This window comes from Haloarchaeobius marinus (genome assembly GCF_051207415.1).
GTDB lineage: Archaea > Halobacteriota > Halobacteria > Halobacteriales > Natrialbaceae > Haloarchaeobius.
In genome coordinates, this window is record NZ_JBPKGD010000003.1 from 253957 (window position 1) to 273992 (window position 20036).

The 20036-nt window shown below is 68.4% G+C and carries 21 protein-coding genes and 1 tRNA gene; 7 read left to right on the plus strand and 15 right to left on the minus strand.

What is annotated here, in order from left to right; genetic code table 11:
• Positions 1 to 46 precede the first annotated feature (46 nt).
• Positions 47 to 889 (plus strand): polyprenyl synthetase family protein, encoded by an 843-nt coding sequence (locus tag ACSC1W_RS13230; protein WP_435348002.1) that lies wholly within the window; start codon positions 47 to 49, stop codon positions 887 to 889.
• 5 nt (positions 890 to 894) lie between these two features.
• On the opposite strand, the gene ACSC1W_RS13235 is transcribed toward ACSC1W_RS13230, so the two are convergent.
• From ACSC1W_RS13235 to ACSC1W_RS13250, 4 genes are all read right to left on the minus strand, one after another.
• On the minus strand, positions 895 to 1983 hold the full coding sequence (locus ACSC1W_RS13235) for a DUF373 family protein (protein WP_435348003.1): 1089 nt from the start codon (positions 1981 to 1983) through the stop codon (positions 895 to 897).
• Between the two features lie 108 nt (positions 1984 to 2091).
• Positions 2092 to 4146, minus strand: coding sequence for a DEAD/DEAH box helicase (locus ACSC1W_RS13240; RefSeq protein ID WP_435348004.1), 2055 nt, complete (start codon positions 4144 to 4146; stop codon positions 2092 to 2094).
• Between the two features lie 91 nt (positions 4147 to 4237).
• Positions 4238 to 4366, minus strand: a complete 129-nt coding sequence (locus ACSC1W_RS13245; protein ID WP_435348005.1) for a hypothetical protein — start codon at positions 4364 to 4366, stop codon at positions 4238 to 4240.
• Between the two features lie 202 nt (positions 4367 to 4568).
• The gene (locus tag ACSC1W_RS13250) at positions 4569 to 4940 is read right to left on the minus strand and encodes a cupin domain-containing protein (protein WP_435348006.1); all 372 of its coding nucleotides are present in this window, start codon (positions 4938 to 4940) and stop codon (positions 4569 to 4571) included.
• A 70-nt stretch (positions 4941 to 5010) separates the two neighbouring features.
• Here ACSC1W_RS13250 and ACSC1W_RS13255 point away from each other — a divergent pair, with 70 nt between their 5' ends.
• The gene (locus ACSC1W_RS13255) at positions 5011 to 6171 is read left to right on the plus strand and encodes a CBS domain-containing protein (RefSeq protein ID WP_435348007.1); all 1161 of its coding nucleotides are present in this window, start codon (positions 5011 to 5013) and stop codon (positions 6169 to 6171) included.
• A gap of 485 nt (positions 6172 to 6656) precedes the next feature.
• Here the strand turns inward: ACSC1W_RS13255 and ACSC1W_RS13260 are convergent.
• Positions 6657 to 6729: transfer RNA gene (locus tag ACSC1W_RS13260), tRNA-His, on the minus strand.
• Positions 6730 to 6855: 126 nt separating this feature from the next.
• Here ACSC1W_RS13260 and ACSC1W_RS13265 point away from each other — a divergent pair.
• Positions 6856 to 7314 (plus strand): DUF5814 domain-containing protein, encoded by a 459-nt coding sequence (locus tag ACSC1W_RS13265; RefSeq protein ID WP_435348008.1) that lies wholly within the window; start codon positions 6856 to 6858, stop codon positions 7312 to 7314.
• Here ACSC1W_RS13265 and ACSC1W_RS13270 read toward each other — a convergent pair.
• From ACSC1W_RS13270 to ACSC1W_RS13285, 4 genes are all read right to left on the minus strand, one after another.
• Entirely contained in the window at positions 7311 to 7727 is a 417-nt protein-coding gene (locus ACSC1W_RS13270) for a DUF8146 domain-containing protein (protein WP_435348348.1), read from the minus strand. The genes ACSC1W_RS13265 and ACSC1W_RS13270 overlap by 4 nt on opposite strands.
• Positions 7728 to 7812: 85 nt before the next feature.
• A complete protein-coding gene (locus ACSC1W_RS13275) occupies positions 7813 to 8418 on the minus strand; it encodes an RPA family protein (RefSeq protein WP_435348009.1) in 606 nt (201 codons plus the stop codon).
• A gap of 1 nt (position 8419) precedes the next feature.
• A complete protein-coding gene (locus ACSC1W_RS13280; protein ID WP_435348010.1) occupies positions 8420 to 9349 on the minus strand; it encodes a replication factor A in 930 nt (309 codons plus the stop codon).
• A 106-nt stretch (positions 9350 to 9455) separates the two neighbouring features.
• Entirely contained in the window at positions 9456 to 9818 is a 363-nt protein-coding gene (locus tag ACSC1W_RS13285) for a hypothetical protein (protein ID WP_435348011.1), read from the minus strand.
• A gap of 234 nt (positions 9819 to 10052) precedes the next feature.
• Here ACSC1W_RS13285 and ACSC1W_RS13290 point away from each other — a divergent pair, with 234 nt between their 5' ends.
• Positions 10053 to 10337, plus strand: a complete 285-nt coding sequence (locus ACSC1W_RS13290; RefSeq protein ID WP_435348012.1) for a DUF7091 family protein — start codon at positions 10053 to 10055, stop codon at positions 10335 to 10337.
• On the plus strand, positions 10331 to 11320 hold the full coding sequence (locus ACSC1W_RS13295; protein WP_435348013.1) for a mannose-1-phosphate guanylyltransferase: 990 nt from the start codon (positions 10331 to 10333) through the stop codon (positions 11318 to 11320). The genes ACSC1W_RS13290 and ACSC1W_RS13295 overlap by 7 nt, the downstream gene beginning before the upstream one ends.
• 22 nt (positions 11321 to 11342) lie before the next feature.
• Here ACSC1W_RS13295 and ACSC1W_RS13300 read toward each other — a convergent pair whose 3' ends face one another.
• Positions 11343 to 12128: an SDR family oxidoreductase gene (locus tag ACSC1W_RS13300; RefSeq protein ID WP_435348014.1), complete on the minus strand. Its 786-nt coding sequence runs from the start codon at positions 12126 to 12128 to the stop codon at positions 11343 to 11345.
• 575 nt (positions 12129 to 12703) lie between these two features.
• Positions 12704 to 13162, minus strand: a complete 459-nt coding sequence (locus ACSC1W_RS13305; RefSeq protein ID WP_435348015.1) for a TRAM domain-containing protein — start codon at positions 13160 to 13162, stop codon at positions 12704 to 12706.
• Positions 13163 to 13374: 212 nt separating this feature from the next.
• On the opposite strand from ACSC1W_RS13305, the gene ACSC1W_RS13310 reads away from it, so the two are divergent.
• Positions 13375 to 14877, plus strand: a complete 1503-nt coding sequence (locus ACSC1W_RS13310; RefSeq protein ID WP_435348016.1) for a M61 metallopeptidase family protein — start codon at positions 13375 to 13377, stop codon at positions 14875 to 14877.
• A 76-nt stretch (positions 14878 to 14953) separates the two neighbouring features.
• Positions 14954 to 15634 (plus strand): hypothetical protein, encoded by a 681-nt coding sequence (locus ACSC1W_RS13315; RefSeq protein WP_435348017.1) that lies wholly within the window; start codon positions 14954 to 14956, stop codon positions 15632 to 15634.
• A gap of 155 nt (positions 15635 to 15789) precedes the next feature.
• Here ACSC1W_RS13315 and ACSC1W_RS13320 read toward each other — a convergent pair whose 3' ends face one another.
• The 4 genes from ACSC1W_RS13320 to ACSC1W_RS13335 form a co-directional block, all read right to left on the minus strand.
• Complete coding sequence (locus ACSC1W_RS13320) at positions 15790 to 16785, minus strand: radical SAM protein (RefSeq protein ID WP_435348018.1); 996 nt, start codon at positions 16783 to 16785, stop codon at positions 15790 to 15792.
• A gap of 190 nt (positions 16786 to 16975) precedes the next feature.
• Entirely contained in the window at positions 16976 to 17521 is a 546-nt protein-coding gene (locus tag ACSC1W_RS13325; RefSeq protein WP_435348019.1) for a cysteine hydrolase family protein, read from the minus strand.
• 37 nt (positions 17522 to 17558) lie between these two features.
• Positions 17559 to 18350, minus strand: a complete 792-nt coding sequence (locus tag ACSC1W_RS13330) for a YqcI/YcgG family protein (protein WP_435348020.1) — start codon at positions 18348 to 18350, stop codon at positions 17559 to 17561.
• A gap of 75 nt (positions 18351 to 18425) precedes the next feature.
• Positions 18426 to 19496 (minus strand): molybdopterin-dependent oxidoreductase, encoded by a 1071-nt coding sequence (locus ACSC1W_RS13335; protein WP_435348021.1) that lies wholly within the window; start codon positions 19494 to 19496, stop codon positions 18426 to 18428.
• Positions 19497 to 20036 lie beyond the last annotated feature (540 nt).

The following is a 20036-nucleotide window of genomic DNA, read 5'->3' on the forward strand; positions in this document are numbered from 1 at the left end:
GGGCGTTCCGTCACCTACTTTTCCCGGCGTTCCTAACGGACGCGCGATGGAGTTCCTGGAGCGCCGGCGCGAACTCGTCGACGACCGGCTAGTCGAGGTGCTGGACGCGGTCGAGCCGTCGGAGCTCGCCGACGAGTTGCGACACGTGTCACTGTCCGGCGGGAAGCGCGTGCGCCCGACCGTGACCGTTCTCGCCTGCGAGACGGCCGGCGGCGAGGCAGAGGCGGCCGTCGACTTCGGCGTCGGCATCGAACTCGTCCACAACGCGTCGCTCGTCGTCGACGACATCATCGACAGGTCCGAGGTGCGACGCGGTACGACCGCCGCGTGGGCCGAGTACGGCTACGGTCCCGCCATCGTCGCCTCCGACGGCCTGCTCGGCGAGGCCTTCGCGCTGTTCTCGTCGGACCCCCAGGCGATGCAGATCGTCTCCGAGGCGATGGTCGAACTCAGCGAGGGCGAGGCGACGGAACTCGCCGCCCGGCCGACCGACGAGCGCGAGTACATGGAACTCGCTCGTCGCAAGACCGGCGCGCTGTTCCGGGCCGCCGCCGAACTCGGTGCCGTCGCCGCCGACGCCGACGCCTACACCGTCGAAGCCCTCGGCGAGTACGCCGAGCGCGTCGGGGTCGCCTTCCAGATTCGCGACGACGTCCTCGACGCGACGGCAGACGCCGACGAACTCGGGAAGCCGACCGGACAGGACGTCGAGATGGACCGCCCCTCCGTCGTCCAGGTGACCGAACTCAGTCCCGAGGAGGCCAACGAGCGCGCCAAGTCCGAGGCCAACGCCGCACTCGACGCGCTCTCGAAGGTCGACTCGGGCAACACCGACGCTCGCGAGTACCTCGAAGACCTCGCGCGCTTCGTCGTCGTCCGCGAGCGCTGACCGCGCTAGCTCGTCTCTACTCGTTCCGAGAAGTGCGTCTCCGCGATGGCGAACGCGAGCGTGCTCACCAGTCCGAGCAGCGTCCCGGCCGTCAGCACCGCCGCCATGTTCGAGAGCGAAATCGTCCCGAGGAAGTACGCCGAGACGGCGTGCAGCACCGACCCCATCGCGACCACGTAGAACGGCGCGTTCAGGTAGCGCCACTCCAGCGTCCCCTCGATGTACTCGTCGGTTATCTGGCCGAGGCTGGTCGTGATGCCCGCCGCCGCGAACCAGCGGACCGCACCGTACGTCAGCGCCGCGAGCACCTCCGCCGCGCTCAGGGTCTGGAGACTCGCCTCCTCCGCCGCCGCCAGTTGTTCGACGCCCGAGACGCCACCGACGACGAGCAGGGCCGCCGCGACGACGTAGGAGATGAGCGTCATCCGACCGGCGTACAGGCCGCTCCGTGCCCGTTCGACGGCCGTGTCGAGTCGCTCGCTGACGCCCAGGCCGCGAGAGATGAGATACAGTCCCAGCAGCGCAGAGGAGAGTCCCAGTACCGACCCCGCCGGCAGTCGCAGCAGGTCCCCGAGCAGGGCCAGCGGGTAGATGAGTACGAGGATGCCCAGTGGCACCAGTATCGTCCCGCGCGTCTCCGGGTCGTTCAGCACCTGCTTGATGGTGTAGTACATCGACTCGAGGTCCTGTGCCTGCCGGACGACGACACGGCGGACCCCGTCGACCTTGACGCGCGACCGGATGACCGGGATGACCGACTCGTCCTGTGCCCCGTCGGTGACGATGAGCGCCGTCACCTCCTCGCTCGTCGACAGGCCGGCGAGCACCTCGTCGACCTCCTCGCCGACCGTCCGGTTGGCGCTGACGTCGCCGCGCTCGTTCCCGGCCACCGCGGCCACCTCGACCGTCGCGTCGCTGATTGTGTCCGCCAGGTGTACCCCCTGGAAGAGGACGTTCACGTCCGAGTCCTCGGGGTCGACGGTCGCGAGCTCCACGGCGGCTTCCTCGACGGCGTCCCGACCGACGACGGGCGTGCGGACGCCGGTCTTCCGGCCGATGTCGTCGTCGAGGTCCACGCACAGCACCAGCAGCATCACCTTCCCGTTCGCCGTTGCCGGTCAAGTGTTTTTGGTTCGGCGTGAGTAGGACACGGCCGAAGGGGAAGACGAACTGACACGTCCCGAACGCGCCGTCCGACGCGACTACAGTTCGGTCTCGCGCAACTCCAGGTCGGCGACCACGTCGTACGGGTGCTTCTCCTTGCGGATGCCGTCGAGGATGGCGAAGGCGTCGCCGGGCGTCAGGAAGTGCTCGCACACCACTTGCCCCAGGGGCGTCGGCCGGAAGCCGTCGATGAAGTCGTACTCCAGCAGTTTCCCGAGGGCGTGCTTCGTGGGGACGTCGCCGAGCATGCGGTCGTTGAGCGCCTTCGCCCCCTTGCCCGCGACGGCGATGTTCGCCAGCGTCTCCTCGACGGCGGCGTCCTCGTCGTACCGGGTGACGACGGGTTCCATCTCGCCCTTGAGTAGTTTGAACGCGACCTCGTCCTCGGACATGTCCATCGAGTTGTGGTAGGTACACTCGGGTTCGACGAGCATGTACACCTTCCCGCGGTCGTGGTAGTCGGGGCGACCGGCGCGGCCCAGCATCTGGCTGAACTCCTGGACGGAGAGCCACTCGATGCCCATGGCCAGCGAGTCGAAGACGACCTGCGAGGCTGGGAAGTCGACCCCGGCCGCGAGGGCGGCAGTTGTGACGACTGCGGCGAGTTCCTGGTCCCCGAACATGCGTTCGACCTTCTTCCGGCGGCCGTAGTCGAGGCCGGCGTGGTAGGGCGCGGAACTGTACTCCAGTTTGCGCGATATCTCGTGACAGCGCCGGCGCGAGTTGGTGAAGACGATGGTCTGGCCGCGGTAGCCCTTCGAGGACTCGCGGTCGAACTCGCGGCGGACGAGGCGGTCGATGATGCGCGGTTTCTCCCGCCCGTCGGCGAAGGTGACGTGGCGTTCGATGGGGACTGGACGCTCCTCGAACTCGATGAGTTTCGCCCAGAGCGCCTGGGCGAGTTCCGAGGGATTGCCGACCGTCGCCGAGAGGTAGACCCACTGCGCGCCGTCGTAGCCGGCGCGTTCCTTCCTGCGCTGGGTGCTGTAGTGTTTCAACCGGGAGATGAGGCCGTCGAGGCGGTGGCCCCGTCCCTCCTCCTTCAGCGTGTGGACCTCGTCGATGACGACGGTGCCGACGTCGCCGAGGTCCTTCCCGGTCCTGAGGGCGTGGTCGATGCCCTCGTAGGTGCCGACGATGACGTCGGCCGACGGGTCGAACCGCGACCCGGAGTCGGAGACGCGACTCGCGCCGACCCGGATGGTAACGTCGACGAGGTGGCCGTACTCGTCCTCGAAGTCCTCGTGCTTCTGGTTGGCGAGCGCGACGAGGGGGACGAGAAAGAGCATCTTGCCCTTCCCCTCGAGGACGCGCTGGAGGCCGGCGAGTTCGCCGACGAGGGTCTTCCCGGTCGCCGTCGCGCTCACGACGAGCTGGTCGTCGCCGTCGAACAGGCCGTTCTCGACGGCGAGGCTCTGGACTGGGAGCAGGGTCTCGAAGCGGTCGTCGAGCAGGCCCTGCAGGTCCGGGTGTAGCCCGAGCGACGAGACGGGGACGGGGTCGACCTCGTCGGTCGTCGCCGATATCTCGTCGAACTTGGTCAGGTCGGGGTCGAGTTCGCCCTTGAGCAGGTTCGTGATGCGTTCGAGGTCCTGGACGTCGAGCAGGAGCGTTTCGAGCCTGTCCCGCGCCGCGCTGGTGAACTCGCCGTGGTAGGCGAGTTCCGTCTCCAGTTCGCGGCGCGCACAGTCGGTGCAGATCCAGTCGTCGCCGGACTTGACGGCCGTGTCGGTGGTGATGGGCGAGTAGCGCCCGGCGGAGGCACAGTAGCGACAGGTCCGGACGACCTTCGCGTCGAGCTGGTAGCCGTCGAGCATCGCCTGCAGTTCCTCCCGGGCGGCCCGCGACGTCTGCTCGGAGATGCGGATACGCGACGCTCTGCGGGCTATCTCGACGAACTCGTCGGGGCTGCGTGGCTCCTCGCTGGACCCGCGGACGACCCGGAACTTGCCCGGGCGTGGCCCCGCGTTCGTCTCCTTCAGTTCGAGTTTCGCCCGAAAGACGCGGTCGCCGTCGCGCTGGACGACGGCGAGGTAGGTCCCGCCTGCTTCGTGCAGGAACAACGTGTCGACGCGCTGGACCTGTTCAGACACGCTCCTCGCTACGAGCGGGAGGTATTTCAGGCGTTCGGAACCGTCCGGCCACCGTCGCCGCCCTGTCCGTCGATTGGCGGTCGGCGCCCGGTCACTCCTCCACCGGTCGGTGGGGGAGCACCCGGGGACCCGTCGGCGTCGACTCGACGGTCGCGACCACGTCGGACCACCCCAGTCCGGTCGGTTTCGGTGCCGGCGTGTCCGCGGTCTCTCTCGCCACAGGTCACACCACCCCGGTACGCCTGCACCGACGTCCGATGTCACCGGCGGGTCGCCAGCGTCGTTCGTTCAGGGTGTCGAGGCCAACCTGATAATTCAAAATCCCATCTGTTTCTTGGCTGTCCTAAAGTCAGTGGCTGGTGAGGGGACCGCGCACCGGGGGCTACCGCGACAGCGACAGGGGAGAGATCGTCACGAACGGCTCACTCGACCAGTTCTATCTCGTCGTCGCCGTTCGGGACGGCACAGAGGAACGCACCGTCGGCATCGCCCTCGTTGCGGTACCAGTGGACCGTCCCCGCCGGGATGAGCAGGCTGTCGCCGGGGGCGACCTCGTACTCCTCCTCGCCGATGCCGACGACGTACTCGCCCTCGAGGACGTACTGCTCGTGTTCGACCTCGTTCGTGTGTTTCGGCACCGCCGCGCCGGCCGCCAGCGTGAACCGCCGGATGGCGAAGTTCGGGGCCCCGTGCTCGGCCGAGAGCAGGACGCCCTTCCGGAGGCCGTCGGCGGCGTCGACGACTTCGTACTCGATGTCTCCTGCGCGGCGCACGACCGGATTCGTGTCGTCCATACACGGCGGTACGACGACGGCCCACTTAATCGGCCACCCATTTAAGCCCGGTCGGCCGATAGGGTCTATCATGCGAAGCTTCAGGATCGGGTCGCTGTTCGGCATTCCAATCAAACTGGACCTGACGTTCCTGCTCGTGCTCCCCCTGTTCGCCTATCTCATCGGCAGCCAGGTCGGCGTCGTCGTCGAGCTGTTGAACGGCATGTGGGACGCCCAGCTCCCGGTCGACCCACTGCTGGCCGGGCCGACACCGTGGGTCATCGGGACTGCCGCCGCGGTCGGCCTGTTCGCCGGCGTCGTCCTGCACGAACTCGGTCACTCGCTGGTCGCGATGCGGTACGGCTACCCCATCGACTCCATCACGCTGTGGATATTCGGCGGCATCGCTTCGCTCTCGGAGATGCCCGAGGACTGGAAACAGGAGTTCCAGATAGCCATCGCCGGCCCCATCGTCTCCATCGTCCTCGGCGTGGTCTCCTACGTGGCGTTCGCCGTCACCCCGGCGGCCCTCCCGGCCGCCCGCTTCGTGCTCGGGTACCTCGCGCTGATGAACGTCGCGCTGGCGGCGTTCAACCTCCTGCCGGGGTTCCCGATGGACGGCGGCCGCGTCCTGCGTGCCCTCCTCGCCCGGACCCGCACCTACGCGAGAGCGACCCAGATAGCCGCCGAAGTCGGGAAACTGTTCGCACTGTTGCTCGGCCTGTTCGGTCTGCTCAACTTCCAGTGGCTCCTCATCGGTATCGCCTTCTTCATCTACATCGGCGCGTCGACCGAGGCCCAGCAGGTCGTGATGAAGGCCGCCTTCGAGGACGTCACCGTCCGCGACATCATGACGCCGGAACCGAACCTGCACACCGTCACGCCGTCGACCACCGTCGCCGAGTTGATGCAGCGCATGTTCACGGAGCGCCACACCGGCTACCCCGTCGTCGAGGGCGCCGACCTCGTCGGCCTGGTCACGCTGGAGGACGCCCGCGACGTCAACGCCGTCGAGCGCGACGCCTACACCGTCCAGGACATAATGACAACCGAACTCTACACCATCGAACCCGACGCCGACGCCATGGAGGCTCTCCAGACCATGCAACAGGAGGGCGTCGGCCGACTGCTCGTCGTCGACGGCGGTGACCTCGTCGGCCTCATCTCGCGGACCGACCTCATGACGGCGTTCGACGTCATCCAGAAGACCGGTTCCACCACGTCGTCCCAGCGCGTCGACGCCGCCGACTGACGCGGGACACGGACCCCGACCGGCGCACCCCTCCCGACGGCATCGACCCCCGGTAGCGACGCCATCGGCCGTCTCTTTCGCCTATCACCGAACGACGACGGTGACGCTGACATAGCAACGTGTAGAACTATCATCACTCCAGCGAACGTCGATACGCGGGGTCGAACCGGGGTGATGGGGGAGACGGGAGCAGCGAACGCGACCGTCCACTCGCGAGTCCGCTCCCTGGTGCCGTCGCATCCGACGTGGCCGGCACTGCACCCGTTCCGGGGACGACCGGTGTCGACTGGGAACGTCACGCGGGTCGTCACCCGGACGCCGTGTTCCAACCAGAGACGCACGACTCGGGGGAGTCGAGACGTGTAGAAGGTCCGGGTGCGAGAATCGAACCCCGGTCGGACATGCTCGCTGCGCTGCGCGTGCCCTCCCTGATTCGATTCTCTTCGACGGACCTTCGTCTGCTCACGTTCGTTCGCAGACAGAAGGTCCGGGTGCGAGAATCGAACCCGCGTCTCAGCCTCCACAAGGCTGAAGGATAGTCCACTACCCTAACCCGGACACTGCGCACCAGAACGTATCCGTGTCGAACTCAAATACGTTACGACTCGTACAGGGACACGCTAGAGGGTGTCACACTTCGAACCGCGACGTTTTTGGCCGTCACCGCGCTACTGGAGTCCAATCGTGGCCATCACGGACAAGATATACGTCAAGAACCACCGGCAGTTGCGCTCCCAGCTCGACACGAACATACCGAAGGGTGCGTTCAAGGGCGCGACGCTCGACGTCCTGTTCAACGGCGGCGAGGAACTCGACAAACTCGACGAGACGACGCGAGAGCGGGTGCTCGACTTCTCGAAGGACTTCCTCGACTGTGGCTGCGACAACAGTCCGTACTGCGGCCACCCGGAGGAGAAGTTCGTCCGGTACCTGCTGGAACTCAGGGCACAGGGGCTTCGACCGTCGGCCATCGTCGACGTGATGACGGACGACTACATGGTGTACGCCTACGAGGGCGACGTGCTCTCGTTCCTCGACGACTCGATCCGCACGCTGGAGGCGATGGAAGAACTGGCTCGCGTCGACGGAAACGACGAGGCACGCCAGCAGGCCAGAGCCGCGAAAGAGGAGCTGTCCGGTTAACCCAGTCGGTAGGCGTCTTCTGCCTCCTCGTCCTCGTCGCCGTCGAGTTCGTCGAGGTGGATGACCTCCTCCTCGCCCTGGTCGTCGAGGAGTTCGCGGAGGTGCGTGACGTACTGTTTGTACTCGTCGAGCTGTTCGCGGAGATGCTCGGTCTCGAGTTCGAGGCGCTCGTGTTCGCGAAGGAAGCTCTTCTGGACCTGGACCGTCGGCGGCCACGACTCGTCGTCGGTCGGTTCCTCGGGAGCCTCGTGCTCCGGCACCACCGCCACCTGCCCGTCGTGTGCGACCAGCATGTCCACGTAGTCACGGAACACCGCCGAGAGCGAGATGTCTCGCTCCTCGGCGATCTCCTGGAGCGTCTCGAAGGCGTCCTCGTTGACACGGAACGAGACGGTCTTGTTCTTGTTGCCCATGATGTCGTGCAATACTGTCACACAGCTACTTGAACGTTCGTCAGACGCTCTGCAGTCGCCGTCTCGCCGAAAGAACCCGGGCGAATCAGGCGGAGGCTTCGGCTTCCTCGTCCTCGGCCGGTTCCCCGTCCAGGCTCTCCAGCGCCGTCACGACCTCGTCCCGGTAGCCGTCGAGGGTGCTCTCGCCGTAGTGGTCGCGGGCCATCGCGGCGTACTCGTTGGTCTCGTCGTCGAACGCCTCGATGCGGTCGAGCGTGCGCTCGGCCGTCTCGACGACCCAGCGGTCGCGGGTCGCCTCGTCGACCAGCGCGATGGACTCCGGCCGAAGCGAGACGTTGACGGAGCCGTCGTCGGTCTCGAAGGTGCGGGGCTTGCCCACGACGGAGACGTACGCCGGCGGTTCGGTGTCCCGGAGGAACGTCGCCGCGTCGGGCTGGTACTGCCCGGCGTAGACGAAGAACGTCCCCGTCGGGTCGACGACGCGGCCGCGCCAGTACTCCGAGTCCTCGCCGATGTCCTCGGTCTCGGTGAGCGTCCCGACGACGAACACGCGGTTCGCCCGGTCGCCCGTCGGCAGGAGCGCGAAGTTGGGTGCGCGCTCGTCGTCCGACTCCTTGAAGGTGTACGTCGCGTCGTTGAACTCTCGGGCGAAGACGCGCTTTGCGACTTCGCGGGTGGGTGCCTGGCTCATGTCACATCGACCTCGCTCGGATGAGCGTCGATTCGACGTCGACGCTGTCGGTCAGTTCCTCGACGTCGTCGGCCAGCACGTACCGGCCGAACGTCGGGCCCTCCACGCGGTAGTAGACTCCCATGACCTCGTCGGCGATCTCGTCGGCGACGACGGTCGTGTCCAGTGCGTCCATGGCCATCTGCTTCGCCTCCTCGAGGGAGATGCCCGCGACGGCCTCCGTCGCGGCCTTGTCGAAGATGACCTCGTGGGCGTCGACGCCGTCGTCGACGACGGCCTTGATGCGCAGGTCGAAGGTGCCCTCGACCTCGCCGTGCTCTGCACAGCGACCGTTCTGGAGGACGCGCGTGCAGTCCTCCTCCGGACAGCGCTTGATGAGGCCCGACCCGGACTGGATGTCGACGAGTGCACCCTCGACGGTCGTGCTGTCGTCGCCGACCTCGATGTCCTCGTCGAGCTCCTCGATGGTGGTCGTCCGGTTGAGCTTCACCGAGTAGCGACCCTCGTACTCGTCGGTGACGACGTTCGAGAGGTGGTAGACCGACCCCTCCTCCAGTTCGGGGAGTTCGGAGGTGGTGAAGGAGACGAACTTCAGGGTGCCGGACTCGTCGCCGAGCAGGCCGACCTGCGCGATGGCGTCCGAGCGCGGTTCCCACAGCTGGGTCACCTTGGCGGTCAGGTCGACCCACTGCTCGTCCTGGTCGATGTCGGCGAGTTCGACCGACTCGCTCGACCCACCCGCGAGTTCGTCGCGGTCGATGCCGGCCTCGTCGACGTAGTGACTGCGGACGCTGCGCTTTGCCTCGTCCATCGGCACCTTGAACTCGCCGACGAGTCGTTCGAGTCGCTCCTCGATCTCGTCGACGGTCACGTCCACGTGTCCGGAGAACTGTTCGTGTAAGTCTTCGGCGTGCTGTCGCACATCGGTCATGGTTTGCTCTGTCTCCGCGTGTGTTCAGTGGGAGACGTACCGACGTTGGTGCCCGATAATATTTAAACTGTCCCTAGCGGAGTGAAAGTGAAGTCGGGGGACGAGCCTACGTCCACCCGAGAAGCAGGAAGCCAGCGAGTGCGTAGAGACCGGTTCCGAGGGGGACGAACGTCACCTTCAGCCGAAGCGAGCCCGCGGCAGCAGAACCACCCCGGGCCGCACTCGGGTTCGTGACGTCGAACCCGCCAGAGACGCTCGTACTTGCGGACTCCAGGCCGGCGTTGCTAGCCGCCAGCGGGAGTGGCGCGAGGAACAGGCTTCCGAGAGCGACGAAGAAGGACGTGCCGCGAAGCGTGAGCGGGAGGTACTGCGAACCGGCGAACAGCAACGTCGTGGAGAGCGCACCGCCAGCTACGACGCTGTATCTCTTCGCGTAGTCGACCAGCAGTGCTCTCGTAGCCTGTTTCATACGCACAATTTCATATTAGAATATATAAATTTTGTGTGTTTTCTGCCGGGGTCGCCGTCCCTCCCGGCGAGATAGAGGTCGTCAGTCTCCCCGATCGCTCGTCGAGACCGCCGGCCCCGTTACGAGTGCCGGTTGACCGATACGGGACCGGACGGAGTGCCGACCGACGCGACTTTGTGCCACGGACCCGTTACGACCGCCAATGCGAACGACCGCGTCCGGACGGTGGTCCAGGTGAGCGACGGACCCGCCGACCGCATCGAGGGGTTCATCCGGTCGACGCTCCGGAAGGCCGGTCGTCAGTACGCCGAGTCCCGTACCGAGTTCACCACCGGCCAGACGGTGAGCAAACTGCCGACCGACGAGCACGGACGTGCGAAGATCGTCTGCCGTCGCCACGCCGACAGGCGCGCCGTGATGCTCTCCGAGGACGGCGTCCCGCCCTGCTTCGACGCCGACAACGTCGACTGCCAGGGCTGTCTGGAGGACGTACGCGAGGGGTGCGTCGAGACGTGGTGACCACGGTCGCACTGGTCCTCGCCGGCGGCACCGGGACGCGCCTGTACCCCGCCAGTCGCTCCGACCGCCCCAAGCAGTTCCTCTCCTTCGGCGACGACGCCTCCCTGCTCGCCCGGACCGTCGCGCGCGTGGGTTTCGCCGACGAGACGTACGTCCTCACGGGCGACCGGTACGCCGACGCCGTCCGGGAGCACGCGCCCTCGGCGGGCGTCCTGGTCGAACCGGACGCGAAGGACACCGGGCCGGCGCTGGCCTACGCCGCCCGGCGAATCCGCGAGCAGGTCGACGACGCCGTCCTCGTCTGCGTCCCGAGCGACCACCACGTCTCCGGCGACTTCGCCTCGGTCGCCCGCCGGGCCTGCGAGGTCGCCGTCGAGACGGACGGACTGGTCACGATGGGCGTCGAACCGACGCGCCCGGCGACCGGGTACGGCTACATCGAACCCGGCGAGGGCACGGCCGACGGCTACTCGCCGGTCGCCAGTTTCCGCGAGAAACCGGACGCCTCGACCGCCCGCGACCTCGTCGACCGGGGGTGTCTGTGGAACGCCGGCATCTTCGCGTGGACCCCCGACGCCTTCCTCCGGAAGTGCGTCGGCACGCCCCTCGAACCCGTCGCCACGGCCGACGACCCGGGCGAGGGATTCGCCCGCGCCGAGGCCGTCAGCGTCGACTACGCCGTCCTCGAACGCACCGACGCGGCCCACGTCGTCCCCGCCACGTTCGAGTGGGACGACCTGGGCGCGTGGGACGCCGTCGAGCGACTGACCGACGGGGACGACGACGGGAACGCGGTCCTCGGCGACGCCGTGACCGTCGACGCGAGCGGGAACGTCGTCGCCGGCGACAAACTCGTCTCGCTCGTCGGCGTCGACGACCTCGTCGTCGCGGCCTACGACGACCGCGTGCTGGTCGCGCCGAAAGCGGAGGCCCAGCGCGTGCGAGAGGTCGTCGACGAGTTACGGGCGCGAGACGCCTTCTGACGGGACTACCTTCGCGCCGACCTCAGCTCCGCATCTTGCCGCCGTCGACCGGTACGGACGCCCCGTTGACGTAGCTGGACCGGTTCGACGAGAGGAACGCGACCACGTCGCCGAGTTCCTGCGGGTCGCCGACCCGGCCCATCGGGACGTCGGTGGCCCAGTCCTCGAGGCCCTGCTCGTAGCTGCTGTACTCGCCGCGTTCGAGGGACTGCTCGACGAGTTCCTCGATGCGACTCGTCTCGTGTGCGCCGGGCAGGACGACGTTCGCGCGCACGTCCGGTGCCCACTCGCGAGAGACCGTCTTGGCGAGGCCGACGACCGCACGCCGCACCGCGTTCGACAGCACGAGGCCGTCGATGGCCTCCTCGACGCTGGTCGACGTGATGGCGACCCAGCTACCGGCGTCGCTCGCCGCGAGGTGCGGGTACGCCTCCTTGAGCGTCCAGACGGCGCTCATCACGAGCAGGTCGTACGCCTCGTAGAAGTCCTTCTCCGTCATGTCGAGGAACGGGCCCGAGCGTGGCCCGCCCGCCGAGGTGACGACGTGGTCGAGTCCGCCGAACGCCTCGACCGTCGTCTCGACGAGGTCGGTCACGTCGTCCGGGTCGGTGATGTCGCCCCGTCGGGAGAGCACGTCCCCGGTGCCGAACTCCTCGACCTCGGCCTCGGCGGCCGCCAGTCGGTCCTCGTCGCGGCCACAGATGGTGACGTTCGCGCCTTCGGCGGCCAGTGCCTTCGCGCTCGCGAGTCCGAGTCCCGAGGAACTCGCCGTCACGAGCGCCGTGTTGTCCTCCATGTTCAGGTCCATAGACGGGTTGACGCGGGCCGGGAACTAAGCGTTAGGGACTGCAGAAATCCTGACTCTCGACGCGCAGCATGCGGTTTCCACACAGCGTTCTCGGCCACCGGTTGGACGCCCTACACCGGCGTTACATCACTGGCGCGCGCTGGCGAGCGTGCCGGAGGCCGCGAGCCAGCACCGTGCGAGGGACGAGCATCGCAGGCGAACGCAGTGAGCCGAGACGCGCAGTCGGTTGGGGAGGGCGTGGTGCGGTGTTGTCGGGCAGCCCGGGCTCGTCGGACCGGCGGTCCGACGACGGGACTGAAAGGGGCTGCTCGCTCGACGAACCCGGACGACGCAAGCACCGCAGCGAAGCGAGGAGCGCAGCGAGTCCCGGGAGTCGAGCGAGCAGGGGCTTTCTGGGTGGGTGTAGTCTCGATAACCTCGTCTCCAAACGACCGAGCCAGAGCTTTCGAGGTCGTTACAGAGGCGCTACGCTACGTTCGAACGGAAGTACATCCCCCAATGACGAAGAAATCGACAGCAAACGGTCGCCCGGTCGGTGGACTGTCCAGGTACCACGACGTGGGCTCGGGGGCCGGTCACTTGCCCCAGAAGTTCTCGCGACTGCCGAGGCGTTCGCGCTTGGTCGGACGGTCGCGCTCGTCCGCCTCGTCCGTCGCCGCCGCATCTTCGCTCTCCTCCTCGTCCTCGTCCTCGTCGGGGTCCATCGGGAGGCGTTCGACCTCGTCGGCCCGGGCGTGGTTGTTGTGGACCTTCGTTATCTCGACTTTCGCGCGAGCGTCCGGCAGGACGCCGTCGACCATGACGATGAAGCCGTCCTCGGTGCGACCGACGCCCGCACCGGACTCGTGGATGTCGGTCACGTCGACGACGATCTCCTCGCCACGCTTGACCGGCTGGGTCTTCAGGTCGGAGATCGGCTGGTCGTAGTGCTGGCACCACTCCATGCCGCCACGGTCGCCGTAGTGCGTACATCCCATCCCTGAGATTCGTTCCTGAAAACTGGGGCAATCGTCGGCGAGTGGACAGTCCGGCATAGAATCGTGTAGCGAGGCAGGCGTCTAAACGCTTGCGCCTCGGCAGAACGGCCGCGTCACCGATTCCCACGGCGTCCTCGCCGACGGTTCCCACGGTCCGACGAACTGTCGTTCCACTATCTATCCCCAGCTGGTAGGTAGGCGGCGGCGACCCGAACGATTAAGCAGGTAACTGTCCACCATCTCGTAACCAACGGATGGGGACGACCTGAATGACAGGCAGCCGACCGTCTCAGACGGGGGCGGCGGTGCTCGTCCTGCTGCTCGTCGCGTCGTCGCTGCTGGGGGCCTCGGTCGCTGCGACCGACGCGGGCGCGACGACGCCACGCCAGGACGCCGCATCGCCCGGACAGCAACGGCCGGGGTTCGTGGGCACCGCGTTCGCCGACGGGATGCACGTCCGGTACGTGCTCTCGCCGGCCGACCCGGACGAGGGCCGCGTACGGGTCCGTGCGGAGTTCCGACTCTCCGCGGCCGTCTCGCGGGTCGCGATCCGCGTCCCGGAGTCGGCGACGGTCGTCGACGTCGACGGCTTCGTGCCCGACGAGGACGGCGAGTACGACTACGAGTGGGACGGGTCCGTCCGCACGTCCGTCACCTACGAGACGAGCGCCACACGGTTCGCCAACGGCGGCGTCGAATCCATCGCCACCGACGAGTGGTCGTTCCTCTACGAACCGGCGGTCGGTCTGGCGAGCGTCGACTGGTGGTACTATCCGCCGAGACCGCCGAGTTCGCGGACGCTCGCGCTCGGCGACGGCGTCGAGGGCTACGCCGGCGACGAGGTGGCCGTCTTCGGCGACGTCGACGTGACCGAGTCGACCCACGACGGCCACACCTACCGGGTCGTCCGGTCGGCCGCGGCCGGGGACGGGCGCTCGGCCGAGACGGTCATGGCGCTCCTGACCGCGGCCGACGAGTCCTTCCCCGTCGGCGACCGTGGTGCCTCGACCACCGTCGTCGTCCCGCCGGACGAGGTACGGACCGGCGGACTCGCGACGGTCCGGCGGGGGTCCGACCGAGAGTTCTGGGCGCACGGGTCGACCGCGGTGTTCGCCCACGAGGTCGTCCACGTCAGGCAGTCGTTCCGCCTCGCGACCGACGACGAGGGTCGGTCGATGCGCTGGTTGCTCGAAGGGATGGCCGAGTATCACGCCGCAGTCGTCGAGGTACGCGCCGGGCGCATCACCCGCGACGAGTTCCGCGACCACGTCACGACCGACCGGCACGCGGACGCGGTACTCACCGACCGGTCGACGTGGCAGTCGCCCGGCGCGCAGTACGAGAAGGGGCGTCGCGTCGTCGCCGCGCTCGACGCCGAGATACGAGCGGCGACCGACGGCGAGCGCAGTTTCGTCGACGTGTGGCGTCGCCTGAACGAGCACGAGGGGCCGGTCGACTACGACGACTTCGCCCACATCGTCGGGACCGTCGCCGAACGGGACATGACCGACTGGCTGGACCGGTACGTCGACGGCGACGAGGCACCGGCCGTCGGCGAGCGACCAGCGGGGCTGTTCTCGGCACCGGACGCGGCGGCCCTGGCCGTCGACGCAGCCGGACCGACGGTCGAGGGAGAGACGTCCCCGGCCCCCGCGGCTTCGCCCAGCCGACTCGACGCGGGCGGGGCGTGGCAGGCACGGCCGTACGCTCCCCACGCCGTCGTCGTCGTACTGTCGGTCGCCGGACTCGGGGTACTCCTCGTCGTCGACTGACGGCTGGTGGTCGTCGACCGTCGAGTGCGACGTCGGGAACGCAACCGTTTCCCGCCTCCCCTCCCGAGTGTGCCCCATGGCACGGCGGGTCCCCGAAGCAGGCATCGTCGTCGGCGTGCTGTTCGCGTCGTCGTGGCTCGCGTTCGTCCTCCTCGTCGAGTTCGACCGCATCCTGACCGACCCGTCGCGACTCCTGCCCGTCGTCGCCGTCGCGGCGGCGCTCTGCTACCCGTTCGCCGCGTGGGGCGTCCACTTCGACGACGACCCCGCCGGGACGTTCCCACCCGGACCGGTGGCCGCGACGGGAGCCATCGCCGCGACCGTCCCCGTCGTCGCCGGATTCCTCGGCGGCGCACCCCTGTTCGGACTGGTCGTCGCACTCGTCGTCGCCCTCCCGCCCGCCGCGTACGCCGTGGTCTACGGCGACCTGCTCCCGCCGGCCAGGGCGACGCTCGCCGTCGGGAGCGTCCTCAGCGTCGGGAGCGTCGTCGCCGGGGTCTGGGTCGCACAGCCGTACCTCGCCGGCGTGGTCGCCCTGCTCACGTTCTTCGCGAGCGTCGCCGTCCACGACCGGGCCGACGCACCGCACCTGCCCGCGTGGCTGGTCTTCGGCGGGACGGCCACCGTCGCCGCACTCGTCGGCGGGGGGAGCGTCGCGCTCGGTCGTCCGGTCACGGTGACGCTGGCGTCGATGCTCGTCGTCGGCTTCGGCGGCGCCGTCGGCGTGCGGTTCCTGTCGGTACCGTCCGGGCGGTGAGTCGGCACCGACGCCGTCGGAGAAGCGAACCCGGCGAGTCGAACCTCACGCCAGCGGCGTCCGTTCCACCACCTGTCACGACCACCTTTTTCTCCTCGGGTTCGCCACGCGAACCACTCGAACCGAAAAAGCTGGACCAAAAACGTTCGCTTCGCTCACGCCAGCGGCGTCCGTTCCACCACCTGTCCGTCGTACGTCGGGTACTGCTCGACGATCTCGCCGTCCTCCACGTCGCCCTCGGCTATCATCTCCTCGAGCAGCCACCACGCCACCTCGACGTGGTTGGTCTTGACCGTGTAGAACTCCCCGGGGACGCCCAGTTCCTCGAACACGGCGGGGTCGGTGTAGGTCTTGCCGTAGACCAGCGTCCCGTCGTCGCTCACGTCGTCGAACTCCCGGCGGACGTTCCGGGCCATGCGCTTCAGGCGGCGACGGTGCTGGGCGGCGTCCTTGAAGACGCTCGTACAGAAGTAGACGCGGTCGTGGTCGCCCATCACGTCGAGGATGGCCTCGCGAGAGCCGTCGACGGCGCTCATGTGGCCGTCCTTGAGTTCGAAGCCCTCCTCCTGCATCCGGCGGTAGTTCCCGTCGGACATCTCGAACTCGTTGACGTTGCAGAACTCGGCGGCCCCCTCGTCGAGGAACTCGAGGAACTCGGGTTCGGGCCGGATGCCCGGAATCTCGAACGCCGGGGTCAGGCCCTCCTCGCGGGCGATGTAGAGTATCTCCTCCCACTCCGTGCCGTGCAGGTCGCCCCAGAGTTCCAGCGGCGGGTGGAAGCGAATCTCGTCGAGGCCGGCCTCAGAGAGACGGCGCATGTTCTCGCGACCGCCCGTGATACCGGTGTAGAGGTGCGTGTGGTGGTCCTCGCCGAACTCGTCCTTCAGGAGCGAGAGGTAGTGACAGGTCCGGTCGAGGGCCTCCTGCGGTTCGCCGCCGGTGATGGACGTGCCGAGGGCGTCCATCCGCTTCGCCTCGACGATGACGTCCTCGTCGGACTCGACGAGGCGCTCGTTGGCGTAGACGTCGGTGACGTTCTTCCGGTTCTCGCCGAGCGGGCAGTAGAAGCAGTCGCGCTGGTCGCAGTAGCCGTAGACGAACATGACCATCTTGCCACCCTCGGCGCACTGTTCACAGCCCTTCGAGATCATTCGTTGTACTGGATACCCCGCCGAGGGGGAAAAAGCGTGCGAAACGCGACGGGTACCGTGTGACGGGCGACGCTCGATTCCGCCGTCGGCGACCAGGGGGTCCACGCGTCGTGGTCGACGAGTCGTCCATCGACGGGTCAGTCGTCGACTCGGTGGGTGGTCTCACCGCGGTCGTCGGTCCGCCGAACGCTCAACCGAGCAGCGTCTCCGTCTCGACCACGTCCGCGAACTCGCCGGACAGGTGGGCCAGCGCCGCCCGGTGGTTCTCCTCGGCCGGGATGGTCCCGCCACCGGGGACGTCCCGGGCGTAGGTCGCCGTCGCGTCCGAGACGACGACCGGGTCGAAGCCGCGGTTCTCGGCCATGCGCGTCGTCGTCGAGACGCAGTGGTCGGTCGTGAACCCGCAGACGACGAACCGGTCGTGGGGCGTCTCCCCGAGCCACGGTTCGAGGTCGGTGCCGACGAACGCCCCGTTGACCGTCTTGGCGAACACCGGTTCGCCCTCGGCCGGTTCCAGCCCCTCGATGAAGGCGTTCCCCGGCGCGTCCGGTCGGAGGGTCGAGTCCGGTTCCGTCGAGTCGTGTCTCGCGTGAGCGACGGGCCGGTCCCGCTCGCGCCACGCCGCCAGCAGGTCGGCGATGCGGGTCTCAGCCGCCGGGTTGTTCCGGTCGCCGCGCCCGGGGTCCTCGAACGCTCGCTGGGCGTCGACGACGAACAGCACGTCGGGGTCGGTCATCGGTCGCCCTCCCCGCCACCGGCGGCCCCGGTCGGCCTCACGCGTCAACCTCCAGCGGGCACTCCGCCAGGTGGCGCTCGTCGTTCGGGAGGACGTACTGCTTCCACTCGTGGCTCTCGTCGTCCTCCCAGTCGCCGAGGTGGGCGTGCGGGCAGACCTCGTCGTAGTCCTCCAGTCGGTCGTGGATAACCTCGCGGGCGCGCTGACCGGCCTCGGTGTCGCCGGCGACGCCGTCGAAGACGCTCCGTGGCTGGACCGTTATCTCCAGTCCGTACGGGTTGTGCCGACTGCGTCGCCGGTCCATGCCCGGAATCCGTGCCGTCGGGAACAGGGGTTCGCCGGCGAAGCAGAACTCGAACTGGTGGTGGTCCGGGTCCGACGGGAACTCGTCGGGCCACGGTTCGGGGTCGTGGTCGTGCATGAACTGCAACACCTGCCAGTACCGGTCGTGCCAGGCCACCTCGGACTGCTCCCCGTCGACGTTCCGGAAGAACGACACCAGCGAGGTCCGCGGGGCGTGGTGCTCCTGCGTCGCGAGGTAGGCCTGTACGACCTCTGCGTACCGGGCCAGCGACTCGTCGTCGAAGCGGGGGACGAACGTGTACAACGCCCAGCCCTTCTTCTCGGAGTCGACGCCGAAGTAACACGGGAACGGCGCCCCGTCGCGGTCGCCCAGCATCGCCTCGCGGAACTCCTCGTAGTGTTCGACCGCCCAGTCGGGGAGTGCCTCCGCCTCGAGTCTGTCGTGGAGACGCTCCTGGTCGAACAACCGGACGACGTCGTGGCCGTCCAGCGCGGTCCCGGCGTTCGCGGCGGCCGTCTCTGCCATACAGGCACCTACGGTCGGGTCGGCTTGTACCTGTCGCGATTTCCCAGCAGGCGGGACCGACCGACCGACCGCCGGTCAGTCGAACCCCGACACCAGAGTCGCCACCCACTGCGCCGGGTCGGCCCGGTACCGCACCTCGACCGCCTCGACCCACTTCACCCACTGGAACCCACGGCGTCCGGGCGCGACCAGGCGCATCGGGAAGCCGTGGCCGTGACGCAGGCGCTCGCCGTCGACGTGGGTCGCCAGTAGCGCGTCCCGTGCCTCGGCCATCGGCAGACTCCACCGGTAGCCCGTGACCGACCGGAACCTGACGTAGCGCGCCGCCGGGTCGGCCCTCGCCGCGTCGAGCAGGTCACCGACGCGCACGCCGCGCCAGTCGTGCTCGGAGTACCAGCCACTCGTGCAGTCGAGCACCGCGCGCCGGTCGGCGTCGGCCGTCGGTGCGTCCATCCCGTCCCCGGCCAGCAGGTCGGACTCGACGAGCGACAGCGACTCCTCGACCGCCCCGTCGACGCGCAGTCGCCACGTCTCGACGTCGACCGGGTCGGGGTCGTCGGCGACCCACGAGGTGACCGGGAACGCGTTCCCCTCGTCGCTGCCCTCCTCGCGCGACCCCGTGAATCGACGGGTCGGCACCACCCGTGCGGCGACGGACTGGTTGACCCGCCAGACCGCCGCACCGCCGACGAGCACCCCGGCGACCCGGAGCGCCTGCCGTCGCTCCGTCACCGTCTCGCGGTCGGGCAGTCGGAACCGGGCGAGCAGGTGGACCAGCAACACCGGCAGGACCAGCGCACCGACGTAGCCGTGCAAGACGAGCAGCGTGACCCCGGACACCGGCGAGGTCGTCCCCAGCGTCCAGGCGACGCCGGTCACCAGCGCCGCCACCGCCAGGGCGGCGAGCAGGACGCTGACCGCCACCGTCCCCGACGGCCGGCCGGCGACCCGCCGCCACACACGGCGGAACTTGAACCCGAGGAGGACCACCAGCGCGATGCCGACCACGCCGTGGAGGACGAACACCCAGCCGTCGTCGAGTCGGGCGGTCAGGCTCAGTAACCCCGTGGCTCCCTCCAGGAGGACCGCGACGAGGATGGCGGCGTCGACGACGCTCGGGTCGGGTTCGATGCGCGGGCGGTTCATCGGCTCTCGATAGCCGAAGGTAGGGACCGGAGGCGTATCAGTTCTCGTCCGGTCCCTCGCCCGGTCACTCCTCGTCCGAACACTCCCCGCCCGGCCAATCCTTGTCCGGTCTCTCATCACCCGGACCCTCGTTCGACCCGTGTGGTCACGTGGGCGGCCGTCCGCAGGAGGCCGTCCACCGTGGCGCGCGCTGGCGAGCGTGCCGAAGGCCGCGAGCCAGCACCGTGCGAGGGACGAGCATCGCAGGCGAACGCAGTGAGCCGAGACGCGCAGCCGGTTGGGGAGGGCGTGGTGTGGTCGTGGTGGGAGTGAACGGGGCCGGCCGGTCGACCCTGCCCGGACCCCGCAAGCACCGCAGACGAGTGAACGACGTGAACGAGTCGAGGAGCGCAGCGGCGGTCCCGGCAGGTCGACCGGCCGGGGGCGTTCTTGTTGCTCCTGTCCAGCGCGTGCCCAACACGGAGCGGTCTGGGAGCGGTCTGGGAGCGGTCTGGGAGCGGTCTGGTTGCCCCCGTCCAGCGCCTGTCCAGATGAGAACCG